Annotated in this window: 17 protein-coding genes; 4 read left to right on the forward strand and 13 right to left on the reverse strand. The window is 53.5% G+C overall.

The features are described 5' to 3' along the window. The first annotated feature begins 431 nt into the window (after positions 1 to 431). The gene (locus ACIX8_RS17385; protein ID WP_044176966.1) at positions 432 to 4049 is read left to right on the forward strand and encodes an RICIN domain-containing protein; all 3618 of its coding nucleotides are present in this window, start codon (positions 432 to 434) and stop codon (positions 4047 to 4049) included. A 70-nt stretch (positions 4050 to 4119) separates the two neighbouring features. Here ACIX8_RS17385 and ACIX8_RS17390 read toward each other — a convergent pair whose 3' ends face one another. From ACIX8_RS17390 to ACIX8_RS17410, 5 genes are all read right to left on the reverse strand, one after another. Continuing rightward, positions 4120 to 5220 (reverse strand): alpha/beta fold hydrolase, encoded by a 1101-nt coding sequence (locus ACIX8_RS17390; protein WP_014266688.1) that lies wholly within the window; start codon positions 5218 to 5220, stop codon positions 4120 to 4122. Between the two features lie 115 nt (positions 5221 to 5335). Further along, positions 5336 to 6190 carry a 3-keto-disaccharide hydrolase gene (locus tag ACIX8_RS17395; RefSeq protein ID WP_014266689.1) on the reverse strand — a complete coding sequence of 285 codons (855 nt, stop codon included), beginning with the start codon at positions 6188 to 6190 and terminating at the stop codon, positions 5336 to 5338. A 96-nt stretch (positions 6191 to 6286) separates the two neighbouring features. Continuing rightward, positions 6287 to 6997 (reverse strand): 3-keto-disaccharide hydrolase, encoded by a 711-nt coding sequence (locus ACIX8_RS17400; RefSeq protein ID WP_223295367.1) that lies wholly within the window; start codon positions 6995 to 6997, stop codon positions 6287 to 6289. A gap of 198 nt (positions 6998 to 7195) precedes the next feature. Beyond that, the gene (locus tag ACIX8_RS17405) at positions 7196 to 7384 is read right to left on the reverse strand and encodes a hypothetical protein (protein WP_044176972.1); all 189 of its coding nucleotides are present in this window, start codon (positions 7382 to 7384) and stop codon (positions 7196 to 7198) included. A 34-nt stretch (positions 7385 to 7418) separates the two neighbouring features. After that, positions 7419 to 9674 (reverse strand): winged helix-turn-helix domain-containing protein, encoded by a 2256-nt coding sequence (locus ACIX8_RS17410; protein WP_044176974.1) that lies wholly within the window; start codon positions 9672 to 9674, stop codon positions 7419 to 7421. Between the two features lie 411 nt (positions 9675 to 10085). Here ACIX8_RS17410 and ACIX8_RS17415 point away from each other — a divergent pair, with 411 nt between their 5' ends. Both ACIX8_RS17415 and ACIX8_RS17425 read left to right on the forward strand, forming a co-directional pair. After that, the gene (locus tag ACIX8_RS17415; protein WP_190273687.1) at positions 10086 to 11489 is read left to right on the forward strand and encodes a sigma-54 interaction domain-containing protein; all 1404 of its coding nucleotides are present in this window, start codon (positions 10086 to 10088) and stop codon (positions 11487 to 11489) included. A 350-nt stretch (positions 11490 to 11839) separates the two neighbouring features. After that, on the forward strand, positions 11840 to 13765 hold the full coding sequence (locus tag ACIX8_RS17425) for an IPT/TIG domain-containing protein (RefSeq protein WP_014266693.1): 1926 nt from the start codon (positions 11840 to 11842) through the stop codon (positions 13763 to 13765). 290 nt (positions 13766 to 14055) lie between these two features. Here ACIX8_RS17425 and ACIX8_RS17430 read toward each other — a convergent pair whose 3' ends face one another. From ACIX8_RS17430 to ACIX8_RS17440, 3 genes are read right to left on the reverse strand one after another with little or no spacing between them, the layout of a single operon-like run. Continuing rightward, positions 14056 to 14877, reverse strand: a complete 822-nt coding sequence (locus ACIX8_RS17430; RefSeq protein WP_014266694.1) for a universal stress protein — start codon at positions 14875 to 14877, stop codon at positions 14056 to 14058. Between the two features lie 40 nt (positions 14878 to 14917). After that, positions 14918 to 16258 (reverse strand): exopolysaccharide biosynthesis polyprenyl glycosylphosphotransferase, encoded by a 1341-nt coding sequence (locus ACIX8_RS17435; RefSeq protein ID WP_014266695.1) that lies wholly within the window; start codon positions 16256 to 16258, stop codon positions 14918 to 14920. A 3-nt stretch (positions 16259 to 16261) separates the two neighbouring features. Further along, entirely contained in the window at positions 16262 to 17419 is a 1158-nt protein-coding gene (locus ACIX8_RS17440; protein WP_044178987.1) for a DegT/DnrJ/EryC1/StrS family aminotransferase, read from the reverse strand. A 377-nt stretch (positions 17420 to 17796) separates the two neighbouring features. Between ACIX8_RS17440 and ACIX8_RS17445 the strand changes: the two genes are divergently transcribed. Next, positions 17797 to 18783, forward strand: coding sequence for an NAD-dependent epimerase/dehydratase family protein (locus ACIX8_RS17445; protein ID WP_014266697.1), 987 nt, complete (start codon positions 17797 to 17799; stop codon positions 18781 to 18783). Positions 18784 to 18953: 170 nt separating this feature from the next. Here ACIX8_RS17445 and ACIX8_RS17450 read toward each other — a convergent pair whose 3' ends face one another. Genes ACIX8_RS17450 through ACIX8_RS17470 form a run of 5 tightly spaced genes read right to left on the reverse strand, consistent with a single transcriptional unit; the run spans position 18954 to position 24173 of the window. After that, positions 18954 to 19946 (reverse strand): NAD-dependent epimerase/dehydratase family protein, encoded by a 993-nt coding sequence (locus ACIX8_RS17450; protein ID WP_014266698.1) that lies wholly within the window; start codon positions 19944 to 19946, stop codon positions 18954 to 18956. Continuing rightward, a complete protein-coding gene (wecB, locus tag ACIX8_RS17455) occupies positions 19943 to 21016 on the reverse strand; it encodes a non-hydrolyzing UDP-N-acetylglucosamine 2-epimerase (protein ID WP_263053375.1) in 1074 nt (357 codons plus the stop codon). Before wecB ends, ACIX8_RS17450 begins: the two co-directional genes overlap by 4 nt. A gap of 41 nt (positions 21017 to 21057) precedes the next feature. Continuing rightward, positions 21058 to 21816 (reverse strand): N-acetyltransferase, encoded by a 759-nt coding sequence (locus ACIX8_RS17460; protein WP_150110648.1) that lies wholly within the window; start codon positions 21814 to 21816, stop codon positions 21058 to 21060. A 23-nt stretch (positions 21817 to 21839) separates the two neighbouring features. After that, the gene (locus tag ACIX8_RS25335; protein ID WP_150110649.1) at positions 21840 to 22754 is read right to left on the reverse strand and encodes a glycosyltransferase family 2 protein; all 915 of its coding nucleotides are present in this window, start codon (positions 22752 to 22754) and stop codon (positions 21840 to 21842) included. 51 nt (positions 22755 to 22805) lie between these two features. Next, positions 22806 to 24173 (reverse strand): nucleotide sugar dehydrogenase, encoded by a 1368-nt coding sequence (locus ACIX8_RS17470; protein ID WP_014266702.1) that lies wholly within the window; start codon positions 24171 to 24173, stop codon positions 22806 to 22808. Between the last annotated feature and the right edge of the window lie 237 nt (positions 24174 to 24410).

The raw sequence follows: 24410 nt of genomic DNA on the forward strand, positions 1-24410 counted from the left end.
AACAGTCGCAAAACGGCTTGAGGACTTACTGAGTTTTTGGAATCTGCATCCGTAGTGTTCTTCCATTTTGCGTCGAGTTGCGAGATAGGAGAGTCGAGATACGAGTCATCTCTCGCCTCTCGCAACTCATATCTCGCGGCTCGGAGCATCTCTTCGCTGGAGCCTGCAATCAGCTTCATGCAACTAACTTTCAGACAGCCTCTGAGATGAAGCCCCTATTTTTAATTCTTTAGGGTTGTCCTACTTTAGTCGGATGCAAGAGTAACCATCGCGAAAATAGTATTCGTTTGCTTCTCCCAGTACCCCTCGTGAATCTCTGTGGCGTCGAGCGATCCCTACAGAAGCAGAAGGAACATTCAATGCGAAATCCAGATTGCGTAATTAAGAGCAGTGACAAAATGCCGGGGTTAAACTTGCCTGGCTTCAGACGAATGATCAGACCGCGGATTGGTCTTGCGATATGCCTCCTCGGTCTTTTCTGTGCGCCTCTCGTTCGAGCCCAGATCGTTCAACCACCGGAACCAGTTGATCCAAACCCGATCAATGGCGAAACCTATTACCTCATCAATCGAGCCTCCGGCTTGCAGATGGATCTCAACAGCAATTCCGTGACGGCTGGCGACAAGATACTTCAGGAGACAAGAAGCTTCTCGAGCCTGAGCCAGAGGTGGGCCTTCTCCAAGATGCCCGATGGCAACTGGAAATTCAGCAATATCGAGAACAATCTCTGCCTGGACAGCTCCTCTGCCGGCGGCTCCGTCTTAACAGTGCAGAATCCTTGCACCGTCAACACACCGTCACAGGAGTGGACCTTCACGTATGTGAACAATGGCTACAACACGATTACCAACGTCGCTACCGGCAATGTGCTGGATAGCGTCGGTGAGTCCACCTCCGTCGGAGCGCAGCTCAATCAAACTCCACTCTCCGGTACTCCCACCGTCAATCAGCAATGGCTGTTCCGCGCTGCATACTGGCGCGGAAATGACATGTCTACCGCTGAAGTGGAAGAGTACGACCGCTCCACACCGGCTGAGAATACCGGGAACCTTCCCTGGTGGCACGATGCCTATCTTCCCGGACAGGACATGCTGCAAATCTTCAAGAACGCAGGGTTGAACTCCATCCGCATCCGTCCAGCTTCGATCAGCACGACGTACCAGTACGGAAGCCTCACCTACTCGATGTCAACCGGTCCCTATACCAAATACACCCTCGCCACCGGCACCTCGACAACCTTCCCGATTAACAAGACAAGCCAGGTATTTGCGCTAACGAATCCGGGATTTGGCGCCGTCGAGTCAGACTGGTCGGGTGTTGATCTGGCTGTGCGTGCGAAGAAACTTGGAATGTCGGTCTTCCTCACTCTCTTCTACGATGGCAACGGTGGCAACAATCCTGGCAATTGGCTGAATCAGCCTCTCGCCTCGCTGGAAGGCTCTCCTGAGAATCCGAACGGAGGCAACGGCCAATACCTCGTCTACAACTACGTCAAGCAGTTGCTCGAGTTCTATCGCGCAGCCGGTGCTATGCCGGACATGGTTGCCCTGGGCAATGAAGCCAATCTCGGCTTGTTCACCAATCTGGACGGCAGCAACTACACGCCAAACGGGCCTACCATGTCAGCCGCAGCCACCGCTTTCCAACTGGCGGGATTGCAGGCCGTTGCCGATGCCGCAACGGACACCTCAAATCCGGTTCTTGGATCGCCCGTGGCGGTGCCCCTCCGCTGCGTCGACATTGACGGCACTCCGGCCCTGGACACATTTTTCAAAGGACCGAAGACGGCCAACCTTCCCATCGATGTTGCTTGCCAGAGCTACTATCCCGGCTGGGACGGCGCTATGACTCAGGCACAGTTCAGCTACGCGCCTCACGGCGACACAAACAACAGCTTCAAGAATCCCCAGAACGTTGAAGAGACAACGATGAACGCCGAAATAGCGGACCCCAACGCCGGATACCCTGTATTCACCGCAGAGGATGGCGTGGCGTACACCAATGTCGGCGGTGACACTCCGCTGGACGATTACTACGGGAGCCAGTTGAATATCACGCCTAATCCTGCGAGCCGGGGATTCGAGCGTCAATACTATATCGACCTCGAGACCGTGCAGCATAACGCTACCAATCACATGGGCATGGGCATGGACTGCTGGGCTTGCGAGTCAACGCCCATGAGCGGGGATTTCTACTCTGGTACAGGCAACGGTAACCCCGGCCAGTACTGGCTTAGCGCCCAGCTTGGTCTCTTCGATAACTCGACTTCGACGGTGGCCGGCAGTGGGCCCGGTGAAGCGGCTCTCGACAATGCCACGTTGCCGGCAATGATGGGACTGGGCGGCAAAACAGACCCCACGCTTAACTACATGCTGGTGAGTGCGGTCAACGGAAACATTCTGGAGACAGCGCTGGCATCGACGGCTCCCAAGGCATCGCTCGATGTGGCTACCTATACCGGAATCGTGAGCCAGAATCAGCAATGGCAGATTCTCGCCCAGGGCGCCGATGTCGAACAGTACGGCGGGCCTGCATACAACGGCACGAACGGGTCGAACGGCACCATCCTGATGAACAACCTGGGCGATGGTTATTTCCAGATTGTCAACGGAAACCAGGCAGGAGGAATCAACGTCCTCGACAACGGCGGTATCACTACCGCCAACAGCCCTGTGATGCAGAACTCTGAAACGGCGGACGTGACCGCGATCACCGGCACAAATGCCAGCCAGGAGTGGGACATCATGTCGGTCGGAAACTGCGGCGACATACCGGCCAACTGCACAAATCCTCCCCTGACAGCGACCGGGGATTACTACATGATCGTCAACAAAAACAGTGGTCTCGTCCTTGCCTTGGCAGGGTCCGCGATCCAGCAACAGACGCCCGCCTCCCCCTCCAACGGCGATTGGATGGTGCCCGCGAACCAGGGACAACTCTGGAAGATTATCCCCGTCCATATCAGCGCAACAAGCACCCCGGCAATTCTGGCGTTTGCCTCCGCACCACCCATGTCTGTTCCTGTCGGAGGCAACCTCGGTACGATCAATGTCAACGTGCAGAATACGGCCGGGGCGCTCATTGGCTCTCCGTCGGAAACAGTGACGCTGACTGTTACAGGCCCTTCAGGGTTCACCCAGAATGCTGCAAGCTCCGCAGGTGTAGCCAGCTTCAACCTGAGCGGTGCTCCTCTGAACGTACCCGGTGTTTATTCCCTCTCGGCCAGCAGTCCTAATCTGGTTAGCGCCATGGCCTCCTTCTCGGTGGTCGTGGCTCCCACATCGATCACTACGACCAGTCTGCCGAGTGGCACGGTGGGGGCAACCTACTCAGCCCCACTCGCAGCCACTGGCGGCGTTCCGCCGTACACCTGGAGTATCCCCAGCGGCCTTCCGCCCGGGCTGACTCTCAATGCCGGTACGGGCGTCATCTCGGGTACTCCGACGCAGGCCGGCACGGACAACTTCACGGTGCAGCTCTCCGACTCTGAGAGCACACCCTCAACCGCATCGGCAAACCTCTCTATTGTGATCGCTCCCGCTCCGACACCCACGATCACGGCAAGCTCAACCACTGTGACCATCTCTGCGCCGGGTGGCTCTGGTTCAACCATGCTGACCGTGGTGAACTTTGCCAACAGCGCTATTACTTTCACCTGCTCCGGTCTACCGGCGGGAGCCTCCTGCAACCCCGGTGCTCTAAGCAGTTCCAATACAGCGACCCTTCAGATCACCACAACCGCGGCCAGCACGGCTCTGGTGTCACCGGCAAAGAGTGGTACGGCGCAAACGATGTATGCTCTGGCGCTACCCGGCCTGTTGGCGATCGGTGGATTGTTCGCCACGAGAAAGCGGCAATGGCAACGATTATTTCTGCTATTGTTGCTGCTCTCCGCTGGCATGATGATGACCGCATGCAATGGAAGTAACAACAGCGGCAATAGTGGAGGCGGCACCAGCGGGACTCCTGCGGGTACCAGCACCGTCACCGTAACTGCCACGGATGGCGGCCAGACAGCAACTCTCCCGATCACTCTAGTTGTACAGTAGCGGCATCTTACATCCGGAACAACACAAAGGCGCTGCACTCGTGCAGCGCCTTTGTGCTTCCCGCCAAACCTTAGTGCTTCGGCTCCGACTCAGCCAGCAACTCCACAAGGTAGTCCTTCCAGATAGCAGCCGATGTATGTGTGCCATGGCCGCGCGTCGCATCGGAGATGGGAATCAACACGAACTTTGCGTGTGGCATCTCCTGCACCTGTTTCTGCGCGATGCCAAGCTCCGGCGGGTTGATGAAGTCATCCGCGGAGTTGATCCACATCACAGGCACCTTGATCTTTTTCAGGTTCGCACTCGGATCGTAGTTCCTCGAGGCGTTGATGTAATAGATCATGTTGTTCGCATCGGTTGAAGCGACCACGCGCGCCAGGTACTTGTCGACATAACCCTCCGCAGCCACGCGTGTTGGGTAGAGCTTCTGCATCTGCAGCGGCGCGGATCCCATGATCAGCAACATCTCGTTTGCACTGCGCAGGCCTTCGACGGGCTCACTCGTGTACTCGCCCCCTTTCCAGTTTGGATCCCGCTCGATATTCTCAATCGCCATATAGCGCGTCATCCGATTCCGCCCGGCAAGTGCGACCGCATTACACGCCAGCGGCATCAAGGCATCCATGAAGTCAGGATAGGTCTCGCCCCACACAAAGCTCTGCATGCAGCCCATTGACGTGCCAAGAATCAGCCGAAGGTGGTCAACGTGCAAACCTTCCAGCAGCATCTGGTGCTGTGAGCGAACCATGTCGTCGTAGTCATAGTGCGGAAACCGCATGTGCAGTCCATCGGACGGCTTGGAGGAGCCGCCTTGTCCGATGTCATCCGGAAAGATCAGGAAGTACTTCGTGATGTCCAGCGGCTGACCGGGCCCAAAGAGGACCGTGGAGAACTGCGGCGCAAAGAGCGTGTGCTCGTCGCCGCCGGTGCCGTGAAGCAGGAGGACTGCGTTGTCCACGAGTCCTGCGCTATTTCGATGCGGTGATCCCAGAGTGAGATAGTGCAGGTTGAGCTCAGGAATTGTCTCACCAGTACCAAAGTGAAAGTCCTTCGCCGTATACACGCCCTGCACGCCTTTATAGGCTGAGGCAGCAGGTGTTTGAGCAGATAGGGCCTGCGCAGCGACAAGCGAGGCGAGACTGAAGACTGTGAGTGAGAGAAGGTGGCGCACGCGGCAAACTCCTGTAGGCACAAAGATTCCGTATGCCAAGCATATCGCAATCCTACTAGCAGTAACTCTCCATCCAGCTACGACCTTCCCACGACAGGATTGGGGAAACCGCGACTCACACGAGCGACTTGACTTCGATCCTTCGGAACCAAATCTCGGCAAACTCAATTTCAATCGCGATCTTCCCACGCGTCAGCGGAATGAATTTGCCCGGATTTTGAGGGTCAGGCTGCTGCAATCCTGAAATCGAATTGACGGCTCTTCCATTCACAAGATGCGCGGCCTGATCTCCCTGCCAGATCACTTCCACAACGTTCCAGTCATTGAGGTTCTCGAAGTTGCCATCCTTTTTCAGTCTCCCAGTCACTGGCTCGGCGGCGGGCTGCCCCTTCGCGGCGCGCGCCCCATTCACCGTTGGGAACCCGTGTTCCCTGCTAACGCCCTGCGCGAACAGACCGGCACCGTGATCCCCTTGAATGCCACGGACTCCGCTGACGAGAAAGAAATCACCGACATCTCCTTCCTCGATCTGGCACTCAACACAGGTAGGCCAAACTTTATCGGCACCCACCAGACCGTACAGCAAACCGTTGTCGCGCTTCGAGAGGCTACGCGGCTCAAACTGCTTCATGCCCCACTTGTACTCCAAACGAATGCGAACATTTTCAAACTCCTGGTTCGTCGCCAGGTAACCGGGTTCGAAGTGCTCGTCCGTCACCTGGTTTCCCAGGATATGAAGCATCTCCTCTTCCATCGTCACCATCTTCTTCGCCTCGGCAACGCTCTTGCCGGACTTCTCGAGCATGGTGTACCAGCCCGTCAGGTCGCGGCCATTCAACAACGAGACCCATCCATCCGCACCTGCAGGCGGCAGCGGCAGAGATTTCGTTTGAGCCAGCGACCGATGCGGTAAAACCGCACAGCCCAAGGCGAAAGAGGCACCAGTTTTCAGCAAATGACGACGGTTCATAAGTCTCCGGTTCTCACAACTCCACAACGTCTAAGCGATACAGGAGAACTCTACTATCTGACTGCACGAAGCGACAACACCTTAGCCATCGAAACGCTATTTGAGTTCTCTCACCCAGATATTGCGAAAGCTGATCGGTTCGCTATGGTCACCGTGCGCCTGCAGTTTAATCGGAGCGGTATCGTACTTCTTGTACGTGGGCTGGCCCACATATAGTGTCTCTCCCTTTAGCTCGAAGTGGTTCTGCACCAGCACACCATTAAAGAACACGGTGACGAAAGCCGGGCTCTTCAACGAACCATCGGAATTGAACCGCGGAGCAGTCCACACCACATCGTAACTTTGCCACTCGCCTGGCTTACGCGCCGGGTTCACCAGCGGAATACCTTGCTTATAAATGCTTCCGGCCTGGCCGTTCACATAGGTCTTGTTGATGTACGAGTCGAGTATCTGCAGCTCATATCCGCTATCGCCTGTACCGGTGGAGGCAAGAAACACACCACTGTTTCCGCGCGCCTGATCGCTACCCGTAATGTTGGATGGAATCCTCCACTCAACGTGAAGTTGATAATCTCTAAAGGTCTTCTTCGTCTCAATGTTACCGACGCCCTGCGCCTTGCTCACGGTCACGATACCGTCATGAACGATCCACTTCGCAGGCGATTTATCCGAGGTAGATACCCACTCATCAAGGTTCTTCCCATCAAACAGGACGATGGCATCCGAGGGAGGCATACTGTTTTCATTGCCCGGTTGCACCACAGGCGGCACCGGCTCCCACACCTCGGTGTCTTCATGTTTCGGCACATGGGTCGTCGCACCAACCTGTTGTCCCACACCTTGGGACGAAGCAACTTGTTGTAGCGAAATGGAAACCGTTATCAGGATAAGAAGTTTGGAGAATCGTAGCGAACCAGTACGCATCATTTCTAAAACGATACAACGAGTGCCCGGCCCAGATCACCCAGGATCGACCAGCAGGAATAGCCATCACGGTCATATAGCTTAAATGGCTTTTCTCTCGGCCTGGTTCCCCGGATCTCTATATCCGTCAGAGCCATCCACCACCTCCTGAAGCAGGACTAGACCGTCCCCCAACTTCTGGCCGGTTGCAGGAGCACCTTCCACGGACGGCTGCGAGCGTAGTTGTCCCCCCGCGCCCGCGACTCCATCGAATCCCCACAAGCTTTTCACGGATCGATTTCGCCATCTGGAGATAAAACGAAGTTTACGGAAGGTCAATATCGAAACGGTAGACCTCGCTCGTGCCAGCTTGCTGTAGGACGACGGGCGCGCCGTCAGGTGTGACCGAAAGGCGCCATGGGGGGAACCCGGTTCTGCGAAGCTTTTTTGCATCGAAATATTTCTCTACCTTGCCAGTGGAAGGATAGGCAGCAAAGATGCCATTGTCAGCGCCCTGCCGCGTATCGAAAAAAACGGTCTTCGAATCAGGGCTCCAAATAAGATCATTTACTGACTGGTCCGTCAGTTTTGACCAATGGCCCGTCTGGAAATCAAGGAGCATAAGTGCCTGGGTCCCCGCTGCCGTCGCGGCCATGTATCTTCCATCAGGGGACCAGCGAGCATTGGAGAGGCCCTCGGAGCCTGAGAGCTTTTCTTGCTGGCCGCTTTTGAGGTCCCTGATCGTTATGAAGATATCTCCCTGCGACTGAAAGCCCCGTTCGACATCTTGCCCGTATGCGACTTTATCTCCATGGGGGGAGAAGGTCGCGATCCCGCTAGCCTGGGCAGCGGTCGTAAGGTTGCTCACCGAAAGTCCGTCCACTGATGCCTCACAGATTTGCCATGTCTCACCTGGGATTGCGCATTGATAGACGAGGTTGGTGCTGTCCGGTGACCACTGCGGCGCCCGCGTCATCCTGCCAGGTCGACTTAGCTGGAGTTTATCCGAGCCATCGGGCCGGCTTCTCCATAGGCTTCCCCCGGGGAACAAGGTGTACGCGATCCAATGGCCGTCGCGGGAGAACGTCACCGTATCAGCTGAAAGATCTTCAGGGAGTGACTGGACAGAACCGCCTTCACCTCTCGAGAGTCGAATTAATTCTCCTCTCGCCTCATGTCCGATGGCGTACAGACGTTTATTGTCGTGACTGATGATCGGCGCATTCCAGAAGTCGACGGGGCCAGAGACGAGTTCCTGCTCAGTTTCCTTGATCAGGAGCTTGATATTTGGTCTTTCGTCTCGAATCCATAGAGAACTTCGATACCCCTCATCGACGACATAGATGAAATATTTGCCATCGGAGCTCCACGATCCGCAACATACCGTGTGTTCATGGGGACTACCAACGAGAAGAGGTGTCAAAGAACCGTTGGCAACATTAATATCCCAGAGGCTTTGCCGATAGTCGCCTGCCCAGGTTGTGAGGCGGATGTGCTTTCCATCAGGAGACCACTCCGGCCAATACGCAACATTCGGCAGCATAGCGAGCGTTCTTAGGCTCCCTCCCGCTTGATCGGCAAGCAAAAGCTGCCTTCCCTTAATGACAGCGAGCGTCTTCTCATCGGGAGAGACCGCGATGGTTCTCCCGCTCAAACCGTCGATATGGGACGCCCCCCCGGACGCAGACAACACGGTAAACGGCGAAGCAGAATCCCACGGAACGCCAAATAGCAGTCTGTAGGGTTCATGCATGATGCTCAATCCTCGCCCTCCCGTCGTCGGCGACGGAATGCGCATGATGCGTTCACCATCCGTGTTGTACAGGGCAAGATAATTAAGGTTGTCAATCGTTTCATTCACATAGAGGTAATCGCCGTTCAGTAGAAGCGGTAGATGTATGCTCTTCTGCATCCCGTCGTTTGTAACCCCTACTGATCGAAGAATCGTCGGGTGGGGTATGGATACGTGTCCAAGATTCCATCCGGCCAGACCAAGACACACAAGGAGTCCAATAATGAGGGTGAGGAGGAGCCTTTCGCGCGTAAGGAGCACCTTTACGTCTGAATACGCGCCGGCGCCCTCCTGCTTCAATATGGTGGCGAAAGGCGACCGAACGTCTTCTCTTCCCTCGTTGACCGCAGGCTTTGAGAGCTGGTCGGCTTCAATACTGGTGGCTTCAGTATTTGTGGCTTCACTACTTGTGGCTTCAGTCTTTGTAGCTTCACTACTTGTATAGCCCACACTATTCGGAACCAGAGCTGTCGGCGCCAGGCGGTACCCCTGACGTGAAACCGTCTCGATGAACTCTCCTCCATCCGGAAGCCTCCCCAGGGCTTTGCGCAAAAGGAAGATGGTTTGCGTTAGATTGCCATCTTCAACGATGGCATCCTTCCAAACAACCTCGAAGAACTTCTCCTTTGGAACGATGCGACCATGGGCGTTGACGATCAACTCAAGGGTCTCAAGTTGTCTCGTAGTAAGACTAATGATCTCAAAATCTCTGCGTAATCTCAGTGGAGATCGTTCTAGCGAGAATGGTCCGAAGCGCTCTAAATTCTTCATTTTATTACCCTTAGCCATCCAAATAAGCGTCAAACCATCAATTCCTTACCATTTGAGGACTTGCTAAGAACGTGATGCTACTTTGGGATCAATCAACGTTCGTATTAACCACAACCGTGATGCCTGGTAGCAAAAGCTATGCCATTTCAAGATTTGCAGGTATGGAAGAGTTGAAATGTGTCCTGTATTGATATCGAGATCTGGTACGTATTTGAGATTAGGTGTAACTGCCGCTCACCTATGTGACATTCGTCACATGTCACGAGCGGTACGTGTGTCAAGCTCCAAGCTGGATTTTCAGGGGTCGGAGATTAGTTCCGGCCTGTATTCGGGCCCAAAGGCAAAGAACTTTCTCGTAAAGGTGGTCCAATGCACACTCACTTAGCGGTAATCACTGCTAGTTCTGACGATGTAGTAACTACGCGCTGTATGTCTGTATTTGAGGCGGAGGGTCACTCCTACCAAACGATCATCGATCCACAGAAGATCCTTCTTCTGCTTCGCGATGAGCATTCATGCGACGTCTTGCTTGTTGATATGGAACTTCCGTCTTTGCGTACCGGCAGGTTTCTAGAGGAGGTGGCCAGCAAAATGGACGTATCACGGCTATGGATCATCAGTCCGATGGGGACGACCTACTGGAGAAATGACGCTGAACGATTGGGAATACGAAATGTTATCTGGAAGCCTGTGCAACGGCATGATTTTGAGCGAGTTTTAGAGACAGTTTCCGTTCGCAAAGCAGCGATATTACCGGCACCTGCCGTTAGCCAAATCTCGAGCAAGCGACACGATACGCCTTGCTACATTGAAGACTTGCCCGGTGGGCGCTACTTTCTGGCAGCATGCCCAGCCATGATGAAACTCTACGAAACGGTTTGCCTGCTTGCGGCAGTGGACGTACCGGTCCTGATTCTGGGAGAAAGTGGTGTCGGAAAGGATGTTGTCGCAGCTCTCCTCCATAAGCACTCGCTACGCTCGTCCGCCTGCTACTCGTCCTTGAACTGTGCAGCTCTGCCACCGGATCTGCTGGAAAGCGAGTTGTTCGGATACGAGGCAGGAGCCTTTACCGGGGCGATCAAAGCGAAGGCCGGAAAGTTTGAATTGGCTGACCATGGGACGTTGCTTCTCGACGAGATCGGAGAAATGAGTGCACCCATGCAGGCTAAGCTGTTGCACGTTTTGCAGGACGGTCGCTATTCACGCCTGGGAGCGCGCACGGAGTCTCATGTTGACGTCCGGGTGATCGCAGCAACCAATGTTGATATCGAGACGGCGATCGCACAAAATGCCTTTCGGGAAGACCTCTATTACAGAATTAGCGCGTTTACGATAGAAATTCCTCCACTTCGGGAGCGGAGAGAAGAGATTCCCTTTTTGATTGAACAACTCGTGCTCCACCATGCTGGTAGTCTGCGCCGCGACCCTGTTTATATCTCTCCAGAGGTAATGACGTTGATGATGGAATACCGCTGGCCAGGCAACCTGAGAGAGCTTTCCAATTACGTCATTCGTATCCAGGTACTTGGCAACACAGACAGAGTCAAGGCAGATTTGGAGGAGCGTATCCGTGGAACGCGTGGGATCCATGCGGCACCTGTACCAGTGGCTGGAGAGGATGCGCAGGAGATAGCAGGCATGCGATTAATTGTCCGGACACAGAGGGATCGGACAGAAAGCCGGCTTATTCAACAGGCACTAGAGGACTCTGGTTGGAATCGCCGTCATGCCGCTGTCGATCTCAACATCAGCTACCGTTCCTTGCTGTATAAGATCCAACAGTATGGGCTAACCCAGAACCGGCATCACATGACACACGCGCGAAGCGCCTAATAATAAATTAGCTCTGTATTTCAGGACATATCACCGGTAGACCTCCAGCTTTACCCCCTACAACCTCGGTTTTCCAATCAACCGCAACAATGTGCAAAAACTTGCACATTGTTGCGGTTTGAGCTATGGTTTTCCTAACGCCGAAAGACGTGGTGATACTACCGCCATGTGCAATCAGGGCTTAGGTCTGGATCTTCTCCCCTTCAGCTAAGCGCCCCTCCCCCTTCCCCCATAGTCTCTTTAGATCAGCGTCACTGCTCCTATACGCTCACGTCTCGTATCGTGACACATGGGCTATCCACAGTGCGTCACGCCGGCGCTGTGTCTGAAGAGTCTTCTCCGGAGTGCAAATGAAGAACATCACTATATTAATTGCCTGCCTTCTGGCAGGCACACAACTCGGTTGCACGCAATCGCTGTCGCCCCAAAGCGCCGCGCAACAAAGCACATCAACGGCGCCCACAGTAATAATCACCACCTCCCCCAGTACGGTAACCGCCGGCCAGTCAATCCAATTGAAGTGGGCAGTCACGAACGCGACATCAGTCACTATCAATGGCGAAAAAAAAGCACTCACCGGCCTCACCTTAGGTATTCCCACAAAAAGTACGAGCTTCACACTCGTAGCGTCTAACGCTACGAAGACTGTGACCGCCGTTGCGACCGTCACGGTAAAGGCAGCGACGCAAACTACTCCGCCGCCGACAACACCACCTCCAACGACACCGCCGCCAACGACAGGAAGTACCACATCCGGTGCACCGCACATCCACTACACCGACATTAATGTCGGATCAGGAACCGGTGGAGACGATGGCAATGGCGCTTACGTACGGATCTTCGGGGATCACTTCGGAGCCTCACAAGGTAGTAGCACGGTGAAGCTTGGGGGCAACCTGGTGACAAACTGCAGCCTGTGCAGTTGGAGCGATACAACCATCATCGCCCAGCTTGGTAGTGCAGCAACCACCGGTTCGCTCCAGGTAACTGTAGACGGACTGCCATCCAATGGATACCCATTTACCGTCACTCCGACGACGATCGTCTTCGTTTCAGCAAAGGGCCTCGACACCAATAGCGGGACCTTTACTTCTCCATTCAAGACGTGGAGAGCAGCCTTTAATTCGCTCACATCCAAGGACAACAGCTCGCCTGCACAAAACGCGATCATCTATCTCGAGCCTGGCGTGGCCGTTAACGTAGATGATGGTCGGGGTTACAACGCCACTGTCTCGACAGACCTCGGCGGTAGTTCTCCGACAAAGCAACTCGCGATCGTGGGTTACCCTGGCGGAACAGTTAATGTTGGCAGTACATCTGTAGCAAATGGAATTCACGGCTGGGGAAAATACCTCACCATCGCAAATCTGACAATCATTGGTGGCAACTCCGCCATCGACGATGAGGCTGGCAATGTGCGCATCATCAACAACAGCCTCTCTTGCCCGGCGCCACCCAGTGGACTTGGCGGCACGGCCTGCGTACTTGGAGAAACGGGTGCACCAACGGATACATGGGTTTTTCAGGGCAACAATGTCAACAATACAGGCGGCAACGTTGATAAGACCTATCACGCCGTTTACTTCTCTTCCAATGTGAATCATGCAGACGTCGGATGGAACAATATTGGACAGAACTTCAAGGGTTACTGCCGCAGCATTATGTTCCATGCCACGACAGGAGCGAATCTATACGACCTTCACGTACATGACAACGTCATTACGGGCGGATACTGCGACGGCATAGGCTTTGCATCGGTCGATCCGTCGAAGGGAGTGGTGGAAGCCTACAACAATGTGCTTTCTCACATCGCACTTGCATCGAACCCGTACGGTGTTGCAAACGAAGTTGGCATTGCAGTTAACTCCGACCCCGCTGGTTCATCGAGCGGTGCGGTGCAGGTTTACAACAATACGGTTGTGGACGCTGGGCAATACGCCACCGGGCACCAGAATGGCTGCTTTGGCGTGGTAACAGCAGGGGCAGGGTTAGTCCTCACCAACAACATCTGCTCTCAAACCAGCAGCGCAGAGCCTTACATCGAATCGGGAAGCGAGAACGTAAGTGGGACAAATAATCTCTGGTTTGGTGCAGGGACATCCCCGAGTTGGGATGCTCGGCCCGTCTCTACAAACCCGGCATTCGTCTCCACGACTAACTTCGATCTGCAATCCAACTCCCCAGCGCTTAAGGCAGGATCAACTTCGAAGCTGTCCGCAACAGACGTCTTAGGAGATGTCCGTCCTGATCCACCAGCCATTGGGGCCTACGAATAACTCTTGCCCCTTCAGATGGGGAGCGGGTTCTACCAAGCCCGTTCCCCTTTTTCAAAAAACCTTGCATCACGTCGGCTCTGGCTATCCTAGTTTGGAACCTTCCGCGCGAAATATCATGACGTACATCGGGCACGGAATATCAATTCCTGAGCTAACTACAGTTGCCGCTCGCACTCTATCCCTCTCGTCTCTGTGACGCGAATACCGACGAGGTCCGCCTTCATCTACGACCTATCTTTTGCTTCCCGTTGCAAGCATGAGACAGACGCACAAAAGATGGAGCAATTCACCTAGGTGGATAGGATCAGAACCGGGAATCGTATGCGCATGATCAGATCTTTTATGAGATGCAGTTGCTCTTGTTGCACAAGATTCTTCTTCTGAGACAGACTGCAAATAAGAATGTCTGCATTGTGCGCCTCGATAACATCTACAACGTTCTGCAAAGCTGCCTCTCGATTCGTCGTCGACTCTGTCTCCCCCACCCCTTCCGATAAAGGCCATTCCAGGCCAAGTTGAAGAGTGTATAGAACTGCCCCAGCCTTCTCCGCAAATGCCTGGCTATACGATGAAGCTAAAACGCTAACATCGTCCAGCCCGGTTTCAACGTACAGAACACTTGCGAGACCAGCAGGAAGTCCGTATTCATTCGCCCGCACGCCGACTACAAAGAGCGGACATTGGTATGCGGGCAGAACATCTTCCAACAGAGCCTGTGCAGTGAGTTCGGCTTTCGTCGAGTCATGATTTGCAGTAACCACGAGCAGGTCTGCTTTGCGGTGTCGCGCCAACATGACGAGAATTGAGCTGACCGGGTGTCCCTCGTATAAGATCACCCGCGTTTGAATACCAACCCCGGATAGCTTTGTCTTAACTCGCAACAAGTTCTTCCTCTTCGTATTTCGTATTCGAAGAATCTCAGGCGGGCTCATTGTCGTCGCAGGCTCGGTGGGAAGAACATTATCGATGATGTGAACGATGAGAACGAGAGAATGAAACGTCCGCGCCAGGACTTTAGCGTAATCTATCGCCGCATCTGAATTAGCCGTAAGGTCGGTCGCCAGGAGTATCCTGGACAGGCTGAAATCCTTGCGGTGAGGGTCTAAGGTCATGTACTACCTCATCCGAATGACTCAATTGGAACCCTAAGTATCAGAGAGCTCCACGCCCTACGAGAACAACCTTAACTGTCTCAAGAAGAATTGCGCAGTCTATCCCGAAGGAGAGATGCTTCACGTAAAACAGATCAAATTCTGTCTTGCGGCGCGATTCTTCAATGCTCGCGCCGTACTGATAACGAACCTGCGCCCAGCCGGTCAGGCCCGGGAGTACGGCATGCCTCTGTGCATAGAAGGGAATGTGTTCTGCCAACAGGCGGCAGAACTCGGGTTGTTCCGGCCTTGGCCCAACCAGGCTCATCTCGCCCTTCAAAATATTCACTAGCTGCGGAAGCTCGTCGAAGCGATACTTTCGCAGAAATTGACCAACAGGAGTAATGCGATCTACCTCTTCCGTTGCCCATTTCGGTGAATGATCCCCGACGGGAGATCGCATCGTCCTGAACTTATAAATCTGAAATACTTTTCCATTGAGACCAATACGATCTTGGCGAAAGATCACTGGTCCGTCACGCTGCAGAACGATCAACAGAGCGACAAGAGCGATGATTGGCGCAAACAGCAGAAGGAGAATAACCCCAAGACATACATCGAGCATTCGCTTCAACCGGCGCGTTACGATCCCGTGGCTATATTCGGTCGAAAAGAGGCACTGATCCAAAGTAAGATCATGCATCCTGATGCGCCCGCGCGCACGTTCGTAAAATGTCTGAATGCTCTCGACTGGTAGTCCCTTCAACTTCCACTCCAGCATGCGCTCTAACAAAGCTGTGTCTTGTCGAAAACCTTCGGCGACGATGATCCGGTCGAATCTCTCGGTTGGCTCCGTCCCGTGAGGAACAACTGTGTCCAGATTGGACGGATGAGCAATCTGCGCGATCTCGAGATTCCATTCCGGGCAATCGATCACCGTCTGCTGGAGTTCAGCTGCCTCTTCAGCGGGTGACAGGATGAGTAGCCGTTCGCGTTCTCGAGGTAAAGCCAAAACGCGAGCCACAAACGCAAGAGCAGCCAGACATATTGCCACTAACAGGACACGCGAAAGCATAGGTGCCGTAGCTGGGAAAGCAATCGATCCGACGGCTAATATTAGAAAAATGAGAGCAAAGGCTCGGAGTAACCCTGTGAGAGTCGCCACATGCTGGCGAACGATCTGCAGATTATAAAGCTCGTTGTAATAGAACACAGCCTGGCAGGCCAGTCCCATCGCAACAACACGTAAAGTTGAAACCACAACGGATGCGACTGACTTTCCCTCCGGATGCATAAAGCTTGCAAGCATAAATAAAAAGGGCGTTGCTACCACCAGAGCCATAAAATCGAAGATCAGCAAACCGGCGGCGCGAGGTGGAAGTGCTTTTCCGGATATTTTCATTTCTCATGCCTCAATAGGTAACAAAACCTCTACTTGTGACTCGACGGCTGCCCGTAAAGCCAGGCTAATTCTCTCAATCTGACTATCTTCAAGTTCGGGATAGACCGGGAGAGACAATACTTCCTCGGCTGCCTTTTCAGCTACTGGCAAATCACCCCTTCGATACCCCAGCGATCTGTACATAGGCTGCAGGTGCAGGGGTATCGGATAGTGAACCGCCGTCTCGATCCCGGACTCCAGCATCATTGCGCGAACAGCATCGCGATTCGGAACGCGTACCGTGTACTGATGGAAGACGTGGGTGCGGTCGCTCATCGTCTTTGGGATGATTAGCCCGTCAACGTCTCCGAGTATTTGGTTGTACATCGCTGCGTGCTCAGCGCGAATCAAATTCCACTGATCCAGATAGGGCAACTTGACGCGGAGTATTGCAGCCTGAATTTCATCAAGTCGGCTGTTCCAGCCTTGGATTTCGCTACAGTACTTCACGGAACTTCCATGGCTTCGTAATTTCTTCAGCAGATCAGCCTGTTCCTTCTGCTTCACGACGATCATTCCACCATCGCCGTAAGCGCCAAGGTTCTTGCTGGGGAAAAACGAGATGCAACCGAAATCGCCGAAAGAGCAAACGGGCGATTCGTGATAATCAGCTCCTAGTGCTTGAGCAGTGTCTCCAATCAAGGTCAGTCCGTGCTCTTCGCAAATGGTAAGCAGCTCCGCCATGTTCGCAGGCTGGCCGTAAAGATGGACCGGAATCACGGCTCGCGTATTCGGTGTGATCGACGCTTTTACCTGGGAGACATCGATTGTGTACGAAGCTGGATCGATATCCACAAACACTGGAACGGCGCCCAATAGACCTACCACATCGGCAGTCGCGACAAAGCTAAACGCTGGCACAATGACCTCATCGCCTGGACCTACCCCTGCAGCTTTCAGTGCGAGAAGAAGAGCGTCGGTTCCCGAAGCTACGCCGACTCCATACGCAACGCCGCAGTACTGAGCAATTTCTTCCTCCAGGGCTGCCACATTCTCACCCAAAATAAAGCTCTGGGTAGACAGTACCTTCTGTATCGCCAGCTGAATCTCATCTTGCAACGCCTGATATTGCCCTTTTAGATTGAGGACCGGGATCACAGCGCCCTTCGGATTTTTTCCCATGAGATTAAGCTCCAGTATTAGATATCGATATTCGAAGGCTGCCAACCGCTTGTAGAAGCTATGCGCCCTCTTTCGGATAGATATGCATTTCACCTTCCAATCTTCGGGCTCGTGTCCTGTTCGCGGAACTAGGCTATGCAGCATCTGTAACGTCCTACATTCCCCCATAACTACAAGCGATGCAACCAGTTGCATATCTATGTGCAAGAGCGAGGGCGGTCTTTGCGCAAGCATTCCTTCATGCGGACCATACAAAGCACTCTAGCCTTATCACTCAGCGCATTCAGATCTACACACCTTAGAGCATGATTGGCAGAGCACATGCAACTTCGTATCTTCGATCGACAATTTTTCATCGAGACGAGGCGCTGAAACTGATGGCTCGCTATTTCATTACTGGGATTGCAGGATTTATTGGATCGTCGCTCGCACGAGCACTTCTAGCTTCGGGTCACGAAGTGAGAGGAGTCGACAACCTTAGCTGTTCCGACAGCTCAAACTTGTCGGACATTCTGTCGGACATTGATTTTTGCCAGATGGACATCAACGAGACAGACCGTCTTTGTGATTTCATGCGTGGTGTTGATTTTGTGCTGCACGAAGCAGCTCTTGCATCAGTACCTCGATCGATCAATGATCCAATGAGTAGTCATACGGCTAACGCTACTGGCACTCTAAGCGTTCTAATGGCCGCGCAGACTGCCGGTGTCTCCCGTGTAGTCTATGCAGCGTCGTCTTCGGCATATGGCGATCAAGAGGCTCATCCAAAGCATGAATCCATGTGCCCGGCACCTCTGTCACCGTACGCCGTACAAAAACTAGCAGGCGAAAATTATGTCAAAAGCTTTTGGGCTGTACATGGCCTGGAAGGAGTATGCCTGCGCTATTTCAATGTTTTTGGACCAGGGCAGGCTGCGGACTCACCTTATTCGGGAGTCATCGCCAGATTCATCACAGATATGTTGGCCGGAGAGCAGTCAACCATCTTTGGCGACGGCTTCCAGAGTCGGGACTTCACTTATGTAGCGAACGTTGTATCTGCAAACCTGCTCGCGTGCCAAGCCCCTCGCGAAGCCGTCGCAGGAGAAGTCTTCAACGTAGGCACTGGCAGGAGCCAGACGTTGAATACGCTTTACGCTACGCTTGCACGGATCTTGGACTTTCAAGCCGCCCCGACCTACAAGAAGATGCGTGCCGGCGATGTCTTTCAGTCACAGGCAGATATCTCCAGAGCTCGATCCGCCCTCGGATACTCCCCCACTCATACCTTCGAACAGGGCCTGGAAGAGACCGTGTCGTGGTATATCCAAAAGACGCTAAAGATAGTACCAAAACACTTCGAACAGATGGCTATCAGTCGCTAAAGCGGTTCCCTTGCAGGTGTAGAGCGAGTCACAGTTCTGAGTGCCGTTTCCCCCTGGAAACGGCACTCACTTGCTTTATCCACTTCCCGGCAACAGAGAAACAACTCTAATCAAAGCGATTACAACAAGTAGCCCCCGTCCAGTGGACGGGAGCTATATCTGTTTCTCTACTAGTCGGCCTGAACCAGAGGTGTAATCCACTGACGTTGCCAGGCAATCGTCTCAAGCAGGCCCTGTTCGAGAGGGATCTTCGCCTCGAAGTTCAAAAGCTCCTTCGCCTTTCGCGTGTCCGGAATCCGGCGACGAACGTCTTCGTATTTGCGGTTCGCGATCTCATCATACGGAATCAGTTTGATTGCGGGTGACCCCGACTTGCCACACATCCGATAAATACGACTAGCAAGATCCAGAATGCTAACTTCTTCGTTTGCTCCGATATTGATGATCTCCTGATTGCAATTGGACGATTCCGCAGCGGCAGCGATACCACGGACGGTGTCGCTGACAAAGGTGAATGACCTGGTTTGCTGGCCATCGCCATGGATAGGGATAACTTCATCGCGAAGAATGGCGTCAATAAAGACGGACTGAGGACCGCCCCACCAGCTCAGGTTCTGGCGAGGGCCATAAGATCCGAAGATGCGCAGAACTGTCGTGTAGATCCCGCAGTCCTCTGCCATGGCCAGCACTAGATGTTCGTCATAGCGCTTAGAAGTAGCGTACGCCCAGCGGCCGACGGTGGGGGAACCCAGAACGGAATCCGCATCTTCAGAAAACGGCACATTTGGATTCTTGCCGTACACATCAGAAGTTGAGGTGATGACAAATTTTGCAGACTTCTCGCAAGCTAGCTGCAGCGCGTTCATCGTCCCTTGTGAATTGACCAGAAGCGTCTTCGTAGCTGTTCCATAGCGCGGAATCTTGTAAGCCGCAAGATGGATAACGGTATCGACTTTGTCGACGCAGTGTCGCAGTGCGCTCATATCGCAGACATCTGCCTGACAAAAGTGAAACCGGCTATCCCGCAAAGCGCCGTCAAGGTTCTGCACGTTTCCGTGCGACAAATCGTCGACACCCGTTACGTCATAGCCACGACTCAACATCAGGTCAACAAGGTGTGATGCCAGGAAACCGGCTGCCCCAGTAATTAGTAGTTTTCTCATTTCTTTTTCTCCATAAACTTCATAATCTCGTCGATGCAATGGGCCGCGGCTTGTCCACCGCCGAATGCAGCGAGGTTCCTTGGCTGTTCAACAGCCCTTGACGAGCGCTCCAGTGCGTGCCTGACGGCCCTAAGAATCGTCTCTGATTCGCTGCCGGCAAGGACGTTCCAATCGTCGTGTAGCGTTTCGGTCCATTCAGTCTCGTCACGAAGCGTGACGCAGGGGGTACCAAGGAAATAAGCTTCCTTCTGCATTCCGCCCGAATCGGTGACAATGACGTCCGCACGTTGTTCGAGCACCAGCATCTCAAGGTACCCGACCGGTTCGACCAGGTGGATGTGATCGTGACTCGCCAGCATCCTTCGCCCTTCGACTCCAAGCAAACGTGAGAGCCTCGGATGAAGAGGCAACACAATGGGTATCGGGAACTTCGCCAGTGAGGACAGAATTGCCGTAAGACGCTTGAAGGAATCGGTGTTCTCCGCACGATGCATCGTGACCAACGCGTAGCTCTTGCCGACGAGGCCCTGTTTATCAAGCACCGCACTGGTCCGATCCGAGCTTGTGTAGTGTGCAACTGCGTCCAGCATGAGGTCACCAACCAACGCCGCGCGGCCGCTCAATCCCTCGACCCTCAGCTGCTCCATCGATGCTGCAGTCGGAGCAAGAAGAAGATCAGAGACATGATCACTGACGATGCGGTTGATCTCCTCTTGCATCTCTCGGTTGAAGCTTCTCAAACCGGCTTCAATATGAACAAGCGGGATATGAAGTTTCGAGGCTGCAAGCGCAGCGGCAAGCGTAGAGTTTGTGTCGCCGTAGATCAGAACAAGATCGGGCGTTTCTCTCATCAGCTCAACTTCGATGCTGGCCAGCATTGCAGCAGTCTGCACACCTGGAGTTCCTGAGGATGTACCAATGATCGGATGCGGCATCGCCAACCCCAGCTCTTCGAAGAAGATGTCCGACATCAGCGGATCGTAGTGCTGCCCCGTGTGCAAAATAGCGTGATCGATGCTGCAGTGATTGCGGGCTTTGTAGGCCTCTATCCCATGAAACATCATGGCCATCTTTACGAACTGTGGCCGGGCTCCCCCAATCGACATGATCTTCACTGAGAACCACCTGACCGAGGAGTAGCAGCACTCAGCAGTTGATCGGCTGGGACCTGCCGAATTACACGAGCCGGCGACCCCATCACGATCGCACGGCTCGGAACGTCTTTGGTAACGATGGAGCCAGCGGCAACTAATGCATCCTCGCCGATCACCATTCCAGGGAGAACGGTTGCATTTGCTCCAATGCGAGAGCCGACTTGCATCGTTACTCCCTTGAAGTGTTTAAAGCGCTCCTCCGTACGGCCAACATAATTATCATTTGTGAAAGTAACTTCCGGCGCCACAAAACAAAAGTCCCCGATCGACGACATCGCAGTAATATAGGCACCCGTCTCAATCTTGCACCTTCTCCCGATGGTTACCATATTCTCGACCGCGACACCGCGCCCAATAATCGACATTTCGCCGATCGTAACCTGCTCCCGTACCGTAGCAAGGTCTGCGATCAGTACGCTATTGCCTACCGTTGCTCCTCTATAAATCACGGCGTGGGTACCAATCAGAACTTCATCTCCAATCGAAGCAGGCTCAAGGTCGACGTCGGAAGCCATCGCACTAAGTCTTGAACGCAATGGCTCCTTGCCGATAACAACGCCATCATCGATCCGGACATTGCAGCCAATACTCGAGCCATCATGGACAACAACATTGTTTCCCAATACGGTCCCAGGGCCGATGGTGACATCCTCACCAATCACGACATACCGACCAAAGAGCACCCCTGGATACTCTGAACGAAAAGTCATCGTCATACAGTCTTGCCTTGTCAACGCGTTCACAGAGTTACTCCTTTTTTTGCCTTACTCATCTCTTGAGAATGTTGGCCCACTGTTACCGGATCCCATGCCTGCAAGGCCTTGGATCGTTGTATTTGACGCCCTTCCGCCGAAGCTCCAATTTCAACTGGAGCTTTTGGATGAACTAGCTGCTTGTCTACTTTGAGAGAAGCCGGATATCCATGGCCAAGAATGCACTGGGAAAGGAGCCCCAGATGTCCCGAAATCGTCTTGGCAATCCGCATCTTGCTACTTCCAGTACACCGTCGGTGTAGAACAAGCGGTGCTTCTTCTATCTTGCAACCCATCGAAGACGCACTTAGCAACAGCTCGACCGCGGCTACAAAATCCCTCCTGGATGATCGCAACTCCTTGACGACAGATCCTCGGTAGGCACGGAAAATACTGGTATAGGTGTACAACTTCAAGGGTGTGAACGCGCGGTAGAGCCGAGAACATCCGCTGCTGAGGGCAAGCCTCCAGCCCTGTACCCCCTGCACATCACCCAGAGGATGGTATGGTGACGCAACAACAATATCCGCATGACCAGAAAGAACTCTCAGAATCATTGCAAACAAATCCGCCGGCCTATAGCTGCAATCACCATCAATCGTGCAAACAATATCTGCATTTGCATGGCGGAATGCTGTGCGAAATGCTTCTCCAAGTCCGCGATTTTCAGGATGTCTGTAGGCTTCGTACTCTGCACCAGGAGGGACAGTACTGCGGATCCGGCTGAATGTTTCGTCCTGACTTCCATCGTCTACAAAGAGGTAGCAAACTTTGAAGCTTCCCGACAGGCGGCGGTGCAAGCTTAGCAGCGCCCTGCCCAGGACTTCCATAGTCTGCTCCTCGTTGTAGAGAGGGACCATGATACAAACGCTCGGAACTATTCGAAGAGGAGTTTTATTCATCGAAATCCACCCAAGGCATAATGTGCCTCCATGTTAGAGAGAGGTCTCGTTTTAGCAGCGAACGATCTTCGGTGAGTTGATTCCCTTAGTTGCATTTCGAGTATCGACAACGAGATTCGCACCTTCAACGATCGCTTCGTAGTCATAGTCTGAGTGGTCCGTTACGATGACGACACAGTCGTAGTCACCAATCGTATCCAGCGACGTGTTCTTCATACCCAGGTTGTAGTGACGTCCTCTGCCTACGGTTGGGAAGTAAGGATCGTTGTAATCTACCTTCGCTTGCTCCTGCTGCAGTAACTCGATGATCTGCAGAGACGGGGACTCCCGAAGATCGTCGATGTCCTTCTTATAGGCGATACCCAAAACAAGGATCTTAGACCCGCTCAAAGCCTTGCAGCGCCGATTCAGCGCCTCTGATACCGACTGCAACACGTGACGGGGCATACCTTCATTGATTTCACCCGCGAGCTCAATGAACTTCGTATGGAAATCCCACTCGCGCGCCTTCCAGCTCAGGTAAAACGGGTCGATCGGAATACAGTGACCACCAAGACCCGGACCAGGATAGAAGGGCTGGAAACCAAACGGTTTCGTTGCAGCCGCATCAATCACTTCCCAGATATCGATCCCCATGCGGAGCGAAAGTAGTTTCAGCTCATTCACTAGAGCAATATTTACGCAGCGATAGATGTTCTCGAGCAGCTTCGTCATCTCAGCCGCTTGCGTGGTGGAAACCTTCACCACACGACCAAAGATGTTTTCGTAGAGAGCACCCGCCAGTTGGCCCGCAATCGGCTCATGTCCGCCGACAACCTTCGGGATGTCGCGCCGGGCTACGGTATTGTTACCCGGGTCTTCACGTTCGGGCGAGAATGCCACGTAGAACACGTTATCGCTTACATCCTTATCGGATTCCCGGGCATGGAGTCCGATGCGGCTCCCTCTGTTGAGGATCGGAATCAAGATCTCTTCAGTAGTTCCCGGATACGTCGTGCTCTCAAGGACCACTAACTGGCCGACACGGAGGTGCGGAGCAATTGCTTGCGCCGTCTTCTCAATGAAGCTCAGATCTGGCTCACGATGCTCCGTGAGGGGTGTAGGAACGCAAAGAATGATTACGTCCTGGTCAGAGATTATGGAGAAATCTTTGGTTGCGCTGAAACCGCGTTCGGCAGCAACCTGAATATCCGTGTGAGGAATGCGTTGAATATAGCTGCGCCCTTCGGACAGAGACGAGACTTTTTTGGCGTCAATATCAAAACCCTGGACGACAAAGCCAGCTTCACTGAACAGGAGCGAGAGAGGTAGACCGACGTAGCCAAGACCGATGACGCCAACTTTCGCTGTCCGGTTATTCAGTTTCAGCAGTTGGTGTTCGGCGACGGAAGGGAGTGGGACTGCGATAGTGGTTGTCATGTCCGGTGTTAGGGCATGCAGCGTGCCAAATGACTACGACGCTTGAGGAAATCAGTTTTCCCTCAGCTCATTCACCATCATCCGGCAGATAGCAACCGAACCAGCAGCACTCTGCCTACCCCCGGTCAAACGAGTATGCAAAGCTTTGCGTGAGCTGCGCAATTCGAATTGCTTCGGCGATCAAGTTGTATGCAAACAGGTTGCAAATACTTGCTCTTCTTCCTATATGGCAACTAA

The organism is Granulicella mallensis MP5ACTX8 (assembly GCF_000178955.2).
Lineage (GTDB): Bacteria > Acidobacteriota > Terriglobia > Terriglobales > Acidobacteriaceae > Granulicella > Granulicella mallensis.

Excerpts from the sequence above, each read along its gene's own strand:
- ACIX8_RS17385 (WP_044176966.1), top strand. The coding sequence starts at position 432 with ATGATCAGACCGCGGATTGGTCTTGCGATATGCCTCCTCGGTCTTTTC.
- ACIX8_RS17395 (WP_014266689.1), bottom strand. The coding sequence starts at position 6,190 with ATGAACCGTCGTCATTTGCTGAAAACTGGTGCCTCTTTCGCCTTGGGC.
- ACIX8_RS17410 (WP_044176974.1), bottom strand. The coding sequence starts at position 9,674 with ATGGCTAAGGGTAATAAAATGAAGAATTTAGAGCGCTTCGGACCATTC.
- ACIX8_RS17415 (WP_190273687.1), top strand. The coding sequence starts at position 10,086 with ATGTCTGTATTTGAGGCGGAGGGTCACTCCTACCAAACGATCATCGAT.
- ACIX8_RS17425 (WP_014266693.1), top strand. The coding sequence starts at position 11,840 with ATGAAGAACATCACTATATTAATTGCCTGCCTTCTGGCAGGCACACAA.
- ACIX8_RS17430 (WP_014266694.1), bottom strand. The coding sequence starts at position 14,877 with ATGACCTTAGACCCTCACCGCAAGGATTTCAGCCTGTCCAGGATACTC.
- ACIX8_RS17435 (WP_014266695.1), bottom strand. The coding sequence starts at position 16,258 with ATGAAAATATCCGGAAAAGCACTTCCACCTCGCGCCGCCGGTTTGCTG.
- ACIX8_RS17440 (WP_044178987.1), bottom strand. The coding sequence starts at position 17,419 with ATGGGAAAAAATCCGAAGGGCGCTGTGATCCCGGTCCTCAATCTAAAA.
- ACIX8_RS17445 (WP_014266697.1), top strand. The coding sequence starts at position 17,797 with ATGGCTCGCTATTTCATTACTGGGATTGCAGGATTTATTGGATCGTCG.
- ACIX8_RS17450 (WP_014266698.1), bottom strand. The coding sequence starts at position 19,946 with ATGAGAAAACTACTAATTACTGGGGCAGCCGGTTTCCTGGCATCACAC.
- wecB (WP_263053375.1), bottom strand. The coding sequence starts at position 21,016 with ATGGCCATGATGTTTCATGGGATAGAGGCCTACAAAGCCCGCAATCAC.
- ACIX8_RS17460 (WP_150110648.1), bottom strand. The coding sequence starts at position 21,816 with ATGACGATGACTTTTCGTTCAGAGTATCCAGGGGTGCTCTTTGGTCGG.
- ACIX8_RS25335 (WP_150110649.1), bottom strand. The coding sequence starts at position 22,754 with ATGAATAAAACTCCTCTTCGAATAGTTCCGAGCGTTTGTATCATGGTC.
- ACIX8_RS17470 (WP_014266702.1), bottom strand. The coding sequence starts at position 24,173 with ATGACAACCACTATCGCAGTCCCACTCCCTTCCGTCGCCGAACACCAA.